13 protein-coding genes are annotated in these 16,646 nt (G+C 49.7%); 12 read left to right on the forward strand and 1 reads right to left on the reverse strand.

Features of this window, described 5'->3' with window-relative positions; translation table 11 throughout:
- Positions 1-34: 34 nt before the first annotated feature.
- Entirely contained in the window at positions 35-1,876 is a 1,842-nt protein-coding gene (locus J2Y43_RS07555) for a HAMP domain-containing sensor histidine kinase (protein WP_309980551.1), read from the reverse strand.
- Positions 1,877-2,045: 169 nt separating this feature from the next.
- Between J2Y43_RS07555 and J2Y43_RS07560 the strand changes: the two genes are divergently transcribed.
- From J2Y43_RS07560 to J2Y43_RS07615, 12 genes are all read left to right on the forward strand, one after another.
- Entirely contained in the window at positions 2,046-2,885 is an 840-nt protein-coding gene (locus J2Y43_RS07560; RefSeq protein ID WP_309980549.1) for a T9SS type A sorting domain-containing protein, read from the forward strand.
- Between the two features lie 158 nt (positions 2,886-3,043).
- On the forward strand, positions 3,044-3,616 hold the full coding sequence (locus J2Y43_RS07565; protein WP_309980547.1) for an adenylate kinase: 573 nt from the start codon (positions 3,044-3,046) through the stop codon (positions 3,614-3,616).
- Positions 3,617-3,642: 26 nt separating this feature from the next.
- Positions 3,643-4,650 (forward strand): GTPase ObgE, encoded by a 1,008-nt coding sequence (gene obgE, locus J2Y43_RS07570; protein ID WP_309980545.1) that lies wholly within the window; start codon positions 3,643-3,645, stop codon positions 4,648-4,650.
- 75 nt (positions 4,651-4,725) lie between these two features.
- Positions 4,726-7,911, forward strand: a complete 3,186-nt coding sequence (locus J2Y43_RS07575; RefSeq protein WP_309980542.1) for a T9SS type A sorting domain-containing protein — start codon at positions 4,726-4,728, stop codon at positions 7,909-7,911.
- A gap of 389 nt (positions 7,912-8,300) precedes the next feature.
- The gene (locus J2Y43_RS07580; protein ID WP_309980541.1) at positions 8,301-10,328 is read left to right on the forward strand and encodes a sialate O-acetylesterase; all 2,028 of its coding nucleotides are present in this window, start codon (positions 8,301-8,303) and stop codon (positions 10,326-10,328) included.
- A gap of 196 nt (positions 10,329-10,524) precedes the next feature.
- A complete protein-coding gene (locus tag J2Y43_RS07585) occupies positions 10,525-10,899 on the forward strand; it encodes an NADH-quinone oxidoreductase subunit A (protein ID WP_090375516.1) in 375 nt (124 codons plus the stop codon).
- A 27-nt stretch (positions 10,900-10,926) separates the two neighbouring features.
- Positions 10,927-11,469, forward strand: coding sequence for an NADH-quinone oxidoreductase subunit B (locus J2Y43_RS07590; RefSeq protein WP_015813533.1), 543 nt, complete (start codon positions 10,927-10,929; stop codon positions 11,467-11,469).
- Positions 11,470-11,475: 6 nt separating this feature from the next.
- Positions 11,476-11,976, forward strand: a complete 501-nt coding sequence (locus J2Y43_RS07595; protein WP_223401502.1) for an NADH-quinone oxidoreductase subunit C — start codon at positions 11,476-11,478, stop codon at positions 11,974-11,976.
- Between the two features lie 17 nt (positions 11,977-11,993).
- Positions 11,994-13,220, forward strand: a complete 1,227-nt coding sequence (gene nuoD, locus J2Y43_RS07600) for an NADH dehydrogenase (quinone) subunit D (RefSeq protein ID WP_223401501.1) — start codon at positions 11,994-11,996, stop codon at positions 13,218-13,220.
- A gap of 25 nt (positions 13,221-13,245) precedes the next feature.
- Positions 13,246-13,743: an NADH-quinone oxidoreductase subunit NuoE gene (gene nuoE / locus J2Y43_RS07605; protein WP_309980533.1), complete on the forward strand. Its 498-nt coding sequence runs from the start codon at positions 13,246-13,248 to the stop codon at positions 13,741-13,743.
- Between the two features lie 30 nt (positions 13,744-13,773).
- On the forward strand, positions 13,774-15,114 hold the full coding sequence (gene nuoF, locus J2Y43_RS07610; RefSeq protein WP_223401499.1) for an NADH-quinone oxidoreductase subunit NuoF: 1,341 nt from the start codon (positions 13,774-13,776) through the stop codon (positions 15,112-15,114).
- The gene (locus J2Y43_RS07615; protein ID WP_309980530.1) at positions 15,114-16,634 is read left to right on the forward strand and encodes a hypothetical protein; all 1,521 of its coding nucleotides are present in this window, start codon (positions 15,114-15,116) and stop codon (positions 16,632-16,634) included. Before nuoF ends, J2Y43_RS07615 begins: the two co-directional genes overlap by 1 nt.
- Positions 16,635-16,646 lie beyond the last annotated feature (12 nt).

Here is a 16,646-nt window from a genome sequence, read left to right on the forward strand (position 1 = left end):
AAAGACGGCAAGTTAGCGGTTACAGGCGATATTTCTAAACTATTTGCTCCTCTTTGCGGACCGGCAGCCAGATCGTAAATGTGCTCCCCTCACCCGGTTTGCTCAGCAGGCGAACGGTACCCTCGTGTGCCTCGACCATCTTTTTGACATAACTCAACCCGAGTCCGAAGCCTTTCACGTCATGCACATTGCCCGTAGGCACGCGGTAGAAAGTATCGAAAACGCGCTGCTGCTGCTCGCGGCTCATTCCTATGCCCCTGTCGGAGATGGAAATAGCGATACCACCGTTTTCATTTTTGGTACTGATACTCAAATACAGCTTTTCAGGCGAATATTTGATCGCATTGTCGATGAGATTATTCAGAATATTGGAGATATGCACCTCATCCGCGGCCACTACATCTTCCTCTGCCTCGAAGTTCAGATCGACTTCTCCCTCCTTCTGTTCGATTTGCACACTCTGTCCATTCAATGCAGCGCCGATGAGGTCATGAATGTTGGTTTCCGTGATTTTAAGTTTGACATGCCCCTTATCCAGCAATGCCATCTGCAAAACCTTCTCCACGTGCGTCCCGAGCCTTTTATTTTCCTCCCGGATAATGCCGAGGTAGCGGTCGAGCCGTGAGCCCTTGGGGCTATCCATAAACGAAGCCGAATTCTCCTGCGCCATTTCCGCCGCTAATGCAATGGTGGAAATAGGCGTTTTGAACTCGTGGGTCATATTGTTGATGAAGTCATTCTTAATATCGGAAAGCTTTTTCTGACGAAGAATAGTGGTAACCGCCAGGTAGAAACAGGCCATAATCACAACGATCAGAATGCCGGAGCCACCGAACATCACGCCCATATTGCTGAGAATGTAACGCTGCTGATCCGGGAAGTATACATATAATGCATTCTGTGCGGTCAGCGTCTCGTTCGGGAACAGCGACGCTTTATACGACCGCTCTTCCCATTCGCTCGGGCGCATGCTCACAGTCGAGAAAATGAGGCTATCCAGCGACTGGCCACGCACAGCGCCCCTCACGGCAAATTCGTAAGGCAATGTGACGCCATTCTGGATCAACTGTTTTTTCAATAATGTATCCAGCAAGAAACGGTTCACTCGCTGCTCGATAGGCCTTTTGGTGTAAACAAAATCTTTCATGACCTCTTTCAGCAACTCCGCGCGGTCGGGCTCCCCGGCACTGAGGATTGCACGCGATTTTTGCTTGCCACCTTTTGCATTGTCCGGCAATGCTACTTTTCGGTTAGCTATATTTCTCGAAGCCGAATCCTTTTTCTGAAAATCACTGCCTTTCCGGCGGAACTCAGGATCAGCCATGCTGCGCATTGCATTTCCCAAACGGCGCTCGTCGTCCAGCCGACGGCGCATGAACTCGTCGATACCGGCCATGCCATATTGCTGTGCCTGAAAAAATTCCTCTATAATGCGCTGCTGATGATCCACCATCACCCTGATATTCGGGCTGAGCACATCGGTAGGCGCCGCCTCGGTAATGACCTGATAATGTATTTCCTCGCCATTCGGGCCGATGGCGATTTCCATCCGAGGCTGCACGCGTGGTACCGCTTCGCGAACGGGTGTTTTGGGACTCGATGGGGTGGTCCGCTTCATGGGCATATCACGCAGCTGCGCAATGCGGTCGAGCTTGCTCTTTTGCTGCTCGGCTTCGATACGGCGTTGCAGGAGATACATCATTTCCTGCTTTTCCAACCGGTGCACCACCTGCTGTACCGACTCGGAGACCTTCTGATTGAACTGGTCGTTCCTGATCGCGATCGCCTCCCTGATCCAGTACCATTGAAAGCCGATGAGCCCGATCAATGCGAGACACATCAGCCCTACGATAATTTGTATTTTCCGCTTGGTCATAATTTCCGCTTCCCATGTGCAACGCGGGCTGTGCTTTGCCCGACATTTTGCCAAGAACAAATTTACTGTTTCGCCCCCGGCCAAAGGTGTTTTTAACATTATTTAACAACGCCCCAAGCAACATAGCCATGGTTTTGCAATTCATTCAGACTCAAAACAAAAAATGCTTATGAAAACTGTTTCAATTCAAAAACTGACATGGTCGCTGCTGCTCGTAGCGGCACCGGCACTGCTATCCGTTGCGCAGGCCCAATCCGACAAAAAACCTAAAAAGGATGACGACGACCAGAAGACCAGCATTCGAATCCGGGTAATGGAGGATGATAACGGCAAAACCCGGGACATCGAGAAAAGTTACAAGGTGGGCGCGCTAAGCGATGAAGAACGGCAGAAATTCATCGACAAAGTCCTCGATTCTCTGAATGTCGACAAAAAGGGTAAACAAACCATTTCAATTACCGTGGATGACGGCGCCGACGGTGTGATAGCAGCTAAAAAACGCAAAAAAGTGATTGTCGACCACCGCGACCCACGCGAACCGATGGTATTTCACTGGGACGGCGATTTCAAACATGACCTCGACTGGGATTCGGAGAAATTCAACGAAAGCATGAAATCGATCCAGAAAAATTTCGACAAGAACTTCCATCCCAAAGCCAAAATGATGATGCGGGACATGGAGGATTTTGGCAGGAATTTCGGTAAAAGCTTTGATTACGCCTGGGATAACGCCGACAATGCGAAAGGAGCAAGCATCCGGGCATTGAATGCCTATACCAATAACCCCGCCGATGATGTCCTTAACCTGCGTTTCAGCGTACCGCAAAAAGGCAATGTGACAGTAACCGTAACCGACACGAAAGGCAAAGAAGTGGGCAAAAAAGAGATCCACGAGTTCGAAGGCGAGTACGTTGGCCAGGTCGAACTTAAGAAAAATACAAAAGGAACGCTGTTCGTAACGGTGGTTCAGAATGAAGATGGAGCGGTGAAAAGGGTGGTTATTCCCTGAATGGAGCCACTTTTACGATAGCGAATCCCCTTTGCCGGAAACGGTAACGGGGATTTTTCTTGTAAAAATTATGCAACAATTTCGCACACATCATAGTAAGAGTTGTAAATTTGCCGCTTATTCACCAATCTACCGCGACATCAATTTTTGTAGCAACTATGCTGAATCTTATACTGTTTGGCCCTCCGGGCGCCGGGAAAGGTACCCAAAGTGAAAAAATAATTGCAAAGTACAATTTGATCCACCTTTCAACAGGAGATCTGCTGCGCTCGGAAATTCAGGCTGGAACAGAGCTGGGGTTGAAAGCCAAAACTTTGATGGACCAGGGTATTCTGGTGCCGGACGAAGTGGTGATCGGGATGATCGATAACAAGCTGAAAGAGCACCGCGACGCTGCGGGTTTCATCTTCGACGGTTTTCCCAGAACAGTAAAACAAGCCGAGGCATTGGACAATCTGCTTGCGAGCTACAATGAAGGCATTTCGGTGATGGTGGCATTGTCTGTCGATGACGAGGAGCTCCTGGCCCGCCTTTTGAACCGCGGCAAAACTTCCGGTCGTCCAGACGACCAGAACGAAGAGCTGATCGCGAAACGCATTCAGGAATATAACAGTAAAACAAAACCCGTTGCCGACTATTACCAGGAACAAGGTAAATTTGTCGCCATCAACGGAATAGGTGAAATCGATTTGATTTTCGGGGAAATCTCGAACGCGATCGAAGCAGCCTGATTTCTTTTTTCCCCCACTATACTCACATGGCCTCCTCTAACTTTATAGACTACGTAAAAATCAATGCGCGCTCCGGTAACGGCGGTGCCGGCTCCATGCATTTCAGGCGTGAAAAGCACGTCGAGAAGGGCGGACCGGACGGCGGTGACGGTGGACGCGGAGGGCACGTGATATTGAAAGGCAATGCCCAGCTCTGGACATTGCTGCATTTGAAATACACCAAACACGTAAAGGCATTCGACGGTAAAGGCGGCGAGGGCGGGCGGCGCACCGGAGCGATCGGAAAGGACATTATCCTGGAAGTACCGCTGGGCACGATCGCCAAAAATGCAGAAACCGGCGAACAGCTTTTCGAAATCACCGAAGACGGGCAGGAAATGATCCTGCTTCGCGGCGGACGCGGCGGAATGGGTAACGACCATTTCAAATCCGCTACCAACCAGACTCCCCAATATGCTCAACCCGGCGAACCAGGCAAGGAAGAGTGGTTCATCCTCGAACTGAAGGTACTGGCCGACGTCGGTCTGGTAGGCTTCCCGAATGCAGGAAAATCCACATTGCTCTCGGTAGTTTCGGCCGCCAAGCCCGAGATTGCCGATTACCCCTTCACTACCCTCGTTCCAAACCTGGGTGTGGTGCCTTACCGCGACTATAAATCCTTCGTAATGGCCGACATTCCAGGCATCATCGAAGGTGCTTCACAAGGCAAAGGACTCGGTTTACGGTTTCTGCGACACATCGAACGCAACTCTATCCTCCTTTTTATCGTACCTGCTACCAGTGAGGACATCCAGGCCGAATACCAGACGCTGGTGCAAGAGCTGCGCTTATACAATCCACAACTGCTCGACAAGAGCCGCCTGCTAGCTATCTCCAAAATGGATGTAATCACTGACGAAGAACGGGTTACATTACAAGAAAATCTACCAAACGGTATCCCAACGCTTTTAATTTCTGCAATAACCCAAGAAGGTATTGAACAATTAAAAGATAAAATATGGGAAATGATCAACTCACCGTTCCCCGTACAATAATAATTTCTTGAAAGAGGCAACCTTTCGATGCAAATTGTGTGTCCAAGTAGTTATTTCAAAGAATTTATAGTCACCATGAGACACTATCTACCGTATTTCTATCTGGTAGTATTAAGTATTATTTCCTTTACCGCACACGGACAAATCAGCATTGATTTCCCTTCCGATCGTATCGTACTTCAGCGAGATAAAGCTAACAACGCAAATATCAACATTGCAGGCAGTTACACGCAGCCAGTCGATCGTGTGGAAGCCAAAGTATCGGCACTTGTGCCCGGTCAGGGCTCAGACAAGGACTGGACCAGCCTTAGCGACGCCAGCATTAAAGGAGGCTTTTTCTCTGGCTACATTACTGCCCAGGGGGGCTGGTACCGACTTGAAGTCCGGGGCTGGAAGGGCGACCAGCTGGTGGGTTCCAGAACCGTCGAGCACGTCGGTATCGGCGAAGTTTTTCTCGTAGCAGGGCAATCCAATGCACAGGGATTTGACGGCCCCAGCTTTAATAACCAGGGCGCGCAAGACGATCGTGTCAATTCCATCGATAATTACGAAACCGGCGACTATCCATTTGAATTGCCAGAGCGTCCGTCTTTCCATCATATTGACGCTCAAAGCCGTATTTCTCCCCGTGGACCTGCCGCATGGTGCTGGGGACGCCTGGGCGACCGCCTGGCATCACGGTTCAATGTCCCTATTCTGTTCTTCAATGTGGGCTGGGACGGTATGGCCTCCGTCAACTGGCGCGAGAGTATTAGTGGCAATACGCAGTCTGTCTATGCACCGATTTGGATCCAGCCGGATGGAATGCCTTATGGCAACCTGCGAAATGTCATTCAGCGATACACACCTATCACTGGGCTCCGTGGCATTCTCTGGCTTCAAGGTGAGGCCGATAACTTTAAAGATACCAGTACTGATACCTATTTCAATAACCTGAAAGCCGTCATTGAAGCCAGCCGGAATGAATCGGGAAGGAATATTTCATGGATGGTTTCCATTACTTCTTATGACAACGGACGCCTCGTCGATGTAAACGTTACAAACGGGCAAAGGCAGGTTATCCTTAATGTTCCGAATGTTTTCGAAGGGCCTAACACCGATCTTATCCAGATTCCCCGCGAGAATGGCGCTCCCAATGGCGTCCATTTCTCCGGCGACGGTTTAATGCAGCTTGGCGATGCATGGTCCAATTCCCTTACGGATGATTTTTTCGCGAGATCAGAACCCTACCAAGCGCAAAGACCGCTCAGAGTCACGGTTGATTGTGCTGGCAATGGCAATGTAACGATCAACGCCGACCCAGTCGGGCTTTCCCAATTCAATTGGAACAACGGACAGTCTTCCAGCAGCGTGACGGTCGGTAACGGAACCTACTATGTGAAAGCACGCGATGACAAAGGCAACTACATTTTCTCGCCGGAAATCCGTGTAAACGAGCAAATCCAGCCTAACCAGCCGACGGTGACTATCGAAGGAAGCAATCCGGTTTGTATCGGCAACACGGCTACGCTGGTATCAAGCACTTCCACAAATGCCGTCTGGAACACGGGTGCTACCGGCGACCGCCTCCCCGTGACGACAGGGGGCGAGTACTTCGTGACGGTCAAAAATATTTATGGCTGCGAGTCTACTTCTCAGAAAGTGGCCATGCAGGTGCTCAATTCTCCATTGCCAGCCAAACCGAAGATTTCTGCCTCAGGCGCACTCACCTTCTGCCAGGGCGGAGAAGTGAACCTGACCTCGGACTCAAAAGTGAAAAGCGTCTGGTCCAATGGCGCGAATAATGCCACTATCACGGTCGTCAACTCGGGTGATTTCCGCGTAAGAGCGCTCGATGATGTCGGCTGCTTCTCTCCTGAGTCGGATCCGGTAACCGTTAAAGTAAACCCACTGCCTGCCAAACCTTTAATTTCCCTGAGCGGAGAAACGACATTCTGTGACGGCGGCAACGTCACGATGACTTCCAGCTACGATTCCGGAAATATCTGGAGCACCAACGCTACCACGAAGTCCATCGCCGTAACCACGACCGGGAAATTCACTTTGAAGCAAAGGGATGGAAACGGATGCGAATCAACTTCGGATGAAGTAAATGTCAAGGTTAATCCACTCCCGGCAACACCTACCATAACGGCCCTTCGCGCCACTACCTTCTGTGAACGCGATTATACCACATTACGCAGCAGCGAAGCTTTCTCCTACCTGTGGAGTAATGGCTCAACCGACCGAGAGATCGAAATTCGGGCATCAGGCAATTTTACAATTTCTGCAAAAGACGAAAATGGATGCGTTTCGCCCGTTTCCCCGGTGGTTGTCGTAGTGATGAACCCATTACCGCCTACGCCGACGATCACCGCCGACGGCCCGACCACATTCTGCGCGGATCTGAGCGTGAACCTGATTTCAACCAACGCTGCGGGGTACTTATGGAGCAATGGCGTTTCTTCGCAAACGCTGAAAGTAACGGCTGCCGGAACCTACTCCGTGCAAACGATCAATGAGTTTCAATGCTATTCGGATCCAAGTAACCAGATATCGACCGAGACGCTGGCACTTCCACCAGCCCCCGCAGTTTCGGCATTGCAGCCAACCACATTCTGCGACGGCGACACCATTATGCTGAAAGCTGCCAATGGCAACGAATTTTTCTGGAACAATGGGCTTGAAGGGGAAAGCATCGAAGTTTTCGCAACGGGTAATTATTCGGCCCGCATCCAGGATGATCGTGGATGCTACTCTCCTTATTCCGCGCCGGTAGCCATTGATGTCAAGCCGTCGCCAAGCGTGCCGGTAATCCGCAAAACCGGCGTTTACACCTTGTTTGCAGAAAACAACCTTAATGCAGGCGATCACGTATGGAAATATAACGACGAGCAATTGCCAGAAACCAGCGCGACCCTGAAAGCCGTGAAGGCAGGTAAATATGTCGTTAACAATACGATTGTGTACAGCCCGACGCTTACCTGCTACTCCGAGTTCTCAGAACCGTTCCTGTTTTACCTTGATACGAATAATCCGGGTTTTGTGGCTTATCCGAACCCTAATGCCAGCGAAAGAGTGACCGTCGAGACATTTGCCAATCTGGTGAATGCCGATGTTCAGATCATAGACAGCCGGGGTATCATCCACCGCACTTTCCGCGTGCAGAAGTTCGATCGCCCGCAGTACTTCAATCTGACGGGCCTGTCGAGTGGCGTATATATTATCCGCGTGACTTCGGCGACGTTCAGTGAGACCCAAAAGCTGGTAATCGCAAGATAAGTAAAGAAGCAGGCCGGGCTTGCCGAAGAGGACGAAGCGCTGCCTGTTACACGCTTCGTCTTTTTTGTATTTTAAAATGTAGGCGTGCCAAACGGTAACATGCCGCACGAACACCCGATTGATCAAAAAAACGGAATAGTGATATTTTAGCGAAAATATTCCGTTACATTTGTGACCGTTTTGTAATTGAACACTTTAACAAAATTATACTTCGTTAGAGCTCAGAAACTTTACCTGTATCAGAATCCCAAATGCGTAGTAGATTTATTCTTCCGGTAGTGGCTAAGGTGTTGTTGTTAATTTGCATTTTTTCATCAGCAGCATTTTCCCAAGAGAAATCCCCCATCAGAATTACTTCCCCCGTTTTTCAGTCCGTCTACCAACGGAACATGGCCGGTCAGAGGGAGATTCAGGTGACAGGTACATTCACCATGCCTGTTGAAAAAATTGAGGTAAGAGCGGTGCCTGTCATTCAAGGGCAAGGCGTTGAAACACCTTGGCAAACTTTGCAGAGCGCTCCCCAGGGCGGCGTGTTTTCCGGAACAATTACACTGATCGGCGGCTGGTACTCCCTGGAAGTTCGGGGTGTGTCCGACGGTAAGGTAATAGGCCGCGATGTACTGAGCCGTTTTGGTGTAGGCGAAGTGTTTCTCATTGCCGGGCAGTCGAATGCACAAGGTCTCCGGAATTACCCCGGGCCATCCGCCACTGACGACCGCGTACTGTATATTTCCAATTACAGCAACGACTCCGTTGACAGACTTACCGACCCTACTCCACCTGAGTTTAGCAAAATCAATCAGAACCTCGATATCATGTCGCCGCGCGGGCAATCTGCCTGGTGCTGGGGTATCCTGGGTGACCTCCTGGTTTCAAGACTGAACGTGCCTGTTGTATTTATTAACACTGCCTGGGAAGGTACATCCGTAGAAAACTGGGCGAGTAGCTCAAAAGGCCTCCCTACTAAAAACATGTACGGCGGTTTTGTGTATGCTCCCGAAATGCCTTACGCCAACCTTCGCATTGCGGCGCGCAACTATGCCAACCAATACGGAGTAAGAGCCGTTCTCTGGATGCAGGGCGAAACCGACGCATTATATAAGACACCCGCTGCGAATTACAGCCGTGACCTTCAGTCGATCATGAACCGCCTCGGTGCGGATACCGGCAAAAGAATTACCTGGGTAATTGCCCGTACCTCCCGGACATCAGCAGGATTCAACATTGAATCGGACATCAACCCGGAAATCATTGCCGCGCAAAACGCAGTACTCAATACAAATTTTAACCCTACTTATCCGGGTCCTGAAACCGATCCCCTTGTACCTAACCGTGGTGATGGAACACACTTCGTGGGCAAAGGCGTGAACGACAAAGAAGGAACGCTCAGAGCTTTAACCATCCTGGCGAATGCCTGGCTTGGAACGCTGGATGCCAACTTCTTCTCGACCGTCACACCAGCTAACCCTGCTACTGTTCCAACAGTTACGGCAGCTTGTGTTACAGACAATAACGGTGTTACCCTGACGCTCCCTGCCGGATTCTCTTCTTACAGATGGAGCACCAATGAGGTTTCCAGCTCGATCAGAGTTTCCAAAGCCGGTACGTATCGTGCCACTGTAAAAGATGCCTCTGGCAACTCGACTCTTACGCCAATCATCGTTTTGGAAAATGATGCGAAGCCGGTGCAGCCAAGCATTATCCAGCAAGGCCAGCAACAGGCATGTGCAGATTCTACATTCCAATTCTCCGTGCAGAATGGCGGTGAAATATATAGTTGGTACAAAGAAGGTTCTAATACAGCCATCGCCACAGGAGCGTCTGCCAGATTGGGAGAAAGCGGCAACTACTTTGTCAAAAGCCGGAACATTTTTGGTTGTACTTCCGACAACTCTTCGGTTTCCTCATTGGTTATTCGTGCCAAAATCACCAAACCGACCATCGAGCCGTCAGGACCTTTCAGCGTCTCGGCGAGCATTCCGGAGGGCAATGAAGTGAATGAAGTATTCCTGTGGAGACGCCCGGGTTTCGAAACCGATACTACCGCTGCCCTGGTTAAAATCCTGAAATCAGGCGTTTATACCACGAAAGCGAAAGTTACTTATACCATCGGCAGTAATAACCTGGTTTGCTACTCCGATACCGCTTCCAGAGAGTTCAAAACCAATGAGCAAAACGAGGTGGTGATTTACCCGAACCCGAGCCAGGGCGCTTACATTTACATCGAATCGCGGGATAATGTAAAAGATGCGGCGATTGAGCTTTTCGACATCCGCGGCAACGTGATCAAAACGACTTCTCCGCAGCTGCTCAGCGGCCGGATGCAGATCGATGTAAGCCTTTTACCGACGGGGAAATACATCCTCCGTGTAACCGGCCAGGGACAGAGCCTCACGAAGCAAATTGTGATAAGATAAACATTCCTTCTTGATTAAGTACTAAATAAGCCCCGCCACCACGGGGCTTATTTAGTATGATACTAATTAGACAAAACAAAAAGGAAAGAATTTGATTGATAAATTTGCAAAGCCTAATTTTGAGAGACGGGGAGGAATGTAACCCGCTGGCAACAGTTTTTTCTCATTCCTGGCCCTCTGTAACCGGATCATTATAATGAAAAACGAATATCTCCCTTCCGATTATTTGCCCATCATTGTGCAATTTTTGCTCGCCGCCGGCTTCATCGGTGGCACGATGATTGTCACTCACCTTATCGGTCCGAGCCGCAAAAGCAAAAAGAAAGACGATCCCTTCGAATGTGGTATTGAGTCAGTTGGTGACGCCAGGACGCCCATTTCCGTTAAGTACTTTCTGGTGGCTATCCTCTTCGTTTTGTTCGACGTGGAGGTGATTTTCATGTATCCCTGGGCTGTGAATTTTAAAGGCCTGGGAATGTTCGGTTTTGTAGAAATGTTATTGTTCATGGCTCTGTTGCTATCCGGCTTCTATTATGTGATCCGCAAGGGCGTACTGAACTGGGAGGAATAGGCTTCGAACATTGAAATACAAAGAATTATGAAAGAAGTAAAGATAGTGGAGGCTCCGCAGGGACATAGCGGATCCGGTTTTTTTGCAACTTCATTCGACGAAGCGATCGGTCTGGCACGCAGTTACTCACTTTGGCCGTTGCCATTTGCTACTTCATGCTGCGGGATCGAGTTCATGGCTACCATGGGCGCGCATTACGATATTTCGCGTTTCGGTTCCGAACGTCCGAGCTTCTCGCCACGGCAGGCCGATTTGCTGATGGTAATGGGAACCATCGCCAAGAAAATGGCGCCGGTTGTGAAGCAGGTTTACCTTCAGATGGCCGAGCCCCGCTGGGTAATGGCCGTTGGCGCTTGCGCTTCGAGCGGTGGGATTTTTGATACTTACAGCGTTTTGCAGGGTATCGACCGCATCATTCCTGTGGATGTATACGTGCCCGGCTGCCCGCCGCGCCCCGAGCAAATCATCGACGGACTGATGCAAATTCAGTATCTGGCTCAGAATGAAAAGCTCCGCCGCAGGAATACCGACGAATACCAGGAACTATTGGCATCATATAACATTCAGTAACCCCCTATGCTTACGAACCAGGAGGTAGCCGAAGGGCTTTTGGAAAAATTCGGTGATCAGGTTTTCGACTTTGAGGAGCCGTATGGTTTGTTGACGCTCTCAACGACCCGCGAAGAGATTATTCCGTTGATGGAGTTCCTGAGAGACCATAAGAACTACCAGGTGATATTCCTGACCGACATTACAGGTATCCAATATCCTGACAATACCGGTAAAGAGTACGTGGTTGTTTACCATATGCACAGCTTCGTGCATAACTTCCGCATCCGCATTAAAGTGGCCATTCCGGCATCCGATATTCACATTCCGACAGCGACAGGCCTTTTCGCCAGCGCCAACTGGATGGAGCGCGAAACCTACGATTTTTTTGGTATCTTGTTTGACGGGCACCCGAACCTGAAACGCATTCTGAACATCGAGGAAATGGATTACTTCCCGATGCGCAAGGAATATCCGCTGGAAGATGCTACCCGTGAAGATAAAATTGACGCCCTTTTCGGCCGATGATCTATATTGAGTAAGATATGGCAGATATTGAATTATTACCGCATAATGTCCCTTCTCAAGGCGAGTTGCCTGAACTCGTAGAAGAACTGACCACCCTCAACCTCGGCCCGACACACCCTGCTACCCACGGTATTTTCCAGAACATCCTGAAAATGGATGGCGAAAAAATCGTTTCGGGCGAGCAGACGATCGGTTATATCCACCGGGCTTTTGAGAAAATAGCCGAAAGAAGGCCGTTCTACCAGATCACCACGCTGACCGACCGCATGAATTATTGCTCTTCCCCGATCAACAACCTGGGATGGCACATGACGGTAGAGAAGCTTTTGGGTGTGGAAGTTCCCAAGCGCGCGCAGTACATCCGCGTGCTCATGATGGAGCTCGCACGCATTACCGACCATATTATCTGTAACAGTATCCTTGGCGTAGACACCGGTGCATTCACCGGTTTCCTGTATGTGATGCAGAAGCGCGAGGAAGTGTACGAAATCTACGAGGAGGTGTGCGGAGCTCGCCTTACGACCAATATGGGTCGGCTCGGCGGTATGGAGCGTGACCTTTCGAGCACGGCTATCCGCAAAATCAAGGAATTTATCAAATCTTTCCCGCCGGTACTGAGAGAGCTTGAAAAACTGCTCAACCGTAACCGGATTTTCATGGACCGTACCATTAATGTAGGTTCTATTTCGGCAGAAAGAGCATTATCATACGGCTTCACAGGCCCTAACCTGCGTGCTGCGGGTGTGGACTACGACGTGCGCGTGATGAACCCATATTCGTCTTACCAGGATTTTGAATTCGACGTCCCCATCGGACAGAATGGCGATACTTACGACCGCTACATGGTCCGTAACGAAGAAATGTGGCAGAGCCTCCGCATCGTGGAGCAGGCCATCAACAACCTTCCCGAAGGACCGTATTACGCCGATGCTCCCGAATATTACCTGCCTCCGAAAAATGAGGTATACCGCAATATGGAGGCGCTTATTTACCATTTCAAAATTGTAATGGGCGAAATAGACGCACCGGCGGGCGAAGTTTACCATGCTGTGGAAGGAGGAAACGGCGAGCTGGGCTTCTACCTGATCAGCGATGGCGGCAGGGCTCCGTACCGTCTGCATTTCCGCAGGCCAAGCTTTATTTATTATCAGGCATATCCTGAAATGTGCAAAGGCTCATCTCTGTCGGATGCAATCCTGACGATGAGTAGCCTGAACGTAATTGCAGGTGAACTGGACGCTTAAAGTTTGTTAAAGACCTATTTTAGAAATGACCGAATCACCTAATCTGGTTGCGTTCACACCCGAACGACTTGAAACAGTAAAAGAAATTATCGCACGTTATCCGGAGGGCCGCCAAAAATCGGCTCTCTTACCTGTTTTGCACGTAGCCCAGGAACAATGGGGCTGGCTGAGCAGCGAGGTGATGGATTACGTCGCAGGTATTTTAGATATCAAACCTGTCGAGGTTTACGAGGTAGCTACGTTTTACACCATGTACCACCTCGACCCGGTTGGCAAGCACGTGATCGAATATTGCCGTACGGGACCTTGCTGCCTGATGGGCGGTGAAGACGTGTACGGACATTTGAAAAAGAAACTGGGCATCGAAGCGGGTGAAACCACTGCCGACGGCAAGTTTACATTGAAAGAAGTAGAATGCCTCGCAGCATGTGGCTGGGGACCCGTTTTCCAGATCCGCGAGCAGTTCTACATGAACCTGACCAACGAGAAGGTCGACCAAATCATAGAAGATTTAAGTAAATAAGCTTTCAGGAGCTGAAAATATTATCCTCAAATGGCTAGAAAAATTTTAACGGAGCATATTAATGTCCCCGGTATCGAAACCTTCGATGTTTATCGCAAACAGGGAGGCTATACTGCCGTTGAAAAAGCTATCAAAACCATGACCCCGGAAGAGGTAGTGGAAGAAGCAAAGAAATCAGGCGTGCGCGGCAGAGGCGGTGCGGGTTTCCCGATGGGAATGAAATGGGGCTTCCTGGCCAAGCCCGAGGGCGTTCCCCGTTACCTGGTGTGTAATGCCGATGAATCGGAGCCGGGTACGTTCAAAGACCACCATCTGATGAAATCTATCCCTCACCTTTTGATCGAGGGTATGATCATTTCCAGCTTCGCATTGGGAGCCAACAAATCGTTCATCTACGTGCGCGGCGAGCTCATGTACGTGATCCGCATTCTCGAAAAAGCGATTGCGGAGGCGAAAGCGCAAGGTTTTTTAGGTAAAAATATCCTTGGCTCGGGCTATGACCTTGAACTAGTCGTGCAGCCGGGCGGCGGCGCTTACATTTGCGGCGAAGAAACTGCATTGCTCGAATCACTCGAAGGAAAAAGAGGTAACCCACGCAACAAGCCGCCATTCCCTGCGGTGAAAGGTCTTTACCAAAGCCCTACCGTAGTGAACAACGTGGAGTCGATTTCCAACATGCCGTGGATTATCAACAATGGCGGCGATGCTTATGCGCAAATCGGGATTGGCCGGAGTACCGGTACTAAACTGATTTCTGCGTCAGGCCATATTCAGAAGCCTGGTGTTTACGAAATCGAGCTGGGTGTGAGCGTGGATGAGTTTTTAAATTCGGATGAATATTGCGGCGGTATCCGCAAAGGGCATTATTTGAAAGCATTGGTAGCAGGCGGTTCGTCTGTACCTATTCTTCCTGCCAATCTCATCACGAAAACCGCAGCAGGCGAAGACCGTCTGATGACGTACGAATCGCTTTCAGACGGTGGTTTTGCAACAGGTACTATGCTCGGTTCAGGCGGGTTTATCGTTTTTGACGAAACAGCCTGTATCGTTCGCAACACCTGGAATTTCTCGCGTTTTTACCACCATGAATCGTGCGGACAATGCAGCCCGTGCCGGGAAGGAACCGGCTGGATGGAGAAAGTGCTCCACCGCATCGAACACGGTCACGGCAGCATGCACGACATCGATTTGCTCGTAGACATCTCGAAGAAAATAGAGGGTAACACCATTTGTCCGCTCGGCGATGCGGCGGCCTGGCCCGTAGCCAGCGCGATCCGCCATTTCCGCGACGAATTTGTGTGGCATATCACCCATCCGCACGAGGCAACGCAGCCCGGCGCAGTTTATATGGGTGAAATGGTATTGGGCTAATGATTGTAAGAGGCGGTTTTGTTTGGGTTAAAGACAGAATTCTGTTACTATCGGCAGTGTTCGGGTTGCTAAGCGGCATTGCGTTGTTGGTAGTGAAAATGCAGGCCGTATTCAGCTATTCACCAGACATTTCCGGCAGTGAAGCCAGTTCGATCGCCGCTATTCAGCTCTTGCTGGACGGCCAGGATATTTACACCGATCCTGAAAAAGCGCCGTTCCGGCTGACGCAATACACACCGCTATATTTTACCCTTGTGACATTCCTCTTGAAGCTCACAGGCTGGGCGAGCACCGACGTGCACAAGATTTATGTCGCGAGCCGCCTTTTGTCAAACTTTTTTACATTACTCACCGTGAGTACAGCGGGTTATTTCATTTACCGGGTTACAAATAAAAAGGTCGCCGCCCTGCTTACCGGGTTGGTGCTCTTTCATATTTTGTCATTCTGGTTTCTGACCACATCCCGTCCCGACAGCCTGCTGGTACTTCTTACCACGCTCTTTATTATTTCGGTGTATTATGCGCTGGAAAACAGCGATCAGAAATTATGGTTTCTGGCCATTTTCATTGGTGTTTCTGCGTTTTTTGTCAAACAAAGCGGCGCCATTCTGGCCATTTCGGCAGGCACTTACTGGTTGGTCAAGCGCGACTTCGTGATGTTCCTGAAACTCACGGGCTTCGGATTGCTGGCATTTGCATTGTACCTGGCCATTCTTCCCATTAACACCATCGACCTGTTTTTTCTCAATATCGTCGGCGGCGTAGCGAACTCTACGAGCTGGGGCTGGTTCTACGATTGGACATTACAACATTGGCTGCTGCAATTCGCGGCACTCATTGTGCTGAATGCCCTTGTGAGCGCATATACCCTCTTTCACCGCCCAACCGGCTTTCATCTTTTTCTGGCAATCGCGTCTGCCCTGTTTTTCCTTTTTGCAACTATGACCGCCTTTAAAATCGGGGCCGGGGTCGGTTATTACCAGGATTACCTCATTGTGGCGGTCATTCAGCTCGCGCTGTTCTTTTCGATACCAAACGATTTCTCAGGACTGAAAACCGGTTTTACCAAAGCCGGCCTCGCGCTCTTCCTGGCATTTACGTTCCTGCATTGCACTTTGTATGTATTTATGAAATACAGAGCCAGCGCGGTTTACAATTTTGAAAAGCTTTACATAGACGACCGCAAAGTTTCTGAATATCTGACTCAGCAAGCGGGCCTGAAACCTACGGAACATGTATATATATGTCCCTCTTCAGAGAATTTTCAAGGGTCTTTTTTAAGTTTGTTTCTATATAAAAATAATTTGATTCCTTTCACCGATCTGGTTTACCTTGCAGACCAAAACGGGACATTCAACTATGACGAGTTCAGGAGGATGGTAGATGAAAGGGAAATTCGTTACGTGATTTCACCAAAAGGAAAAGCTCCTGCAAACATTTTGGGCTATAACTTTGCGAATACGCTGAAATATAGGACAACAATGGCTTCGTTCGACATATATGAAGCCGACAGGAGATAGCATAATGTATTA

The sequence above is a fragment of the Dyadobacter sp. BE31 genome (assembly GCF_031457695.1).
Lineage (GTDB): Bacteria > Bacteroidota > Bacteroidia > Cytophagales > Spirosomataceae > Dyadobacter.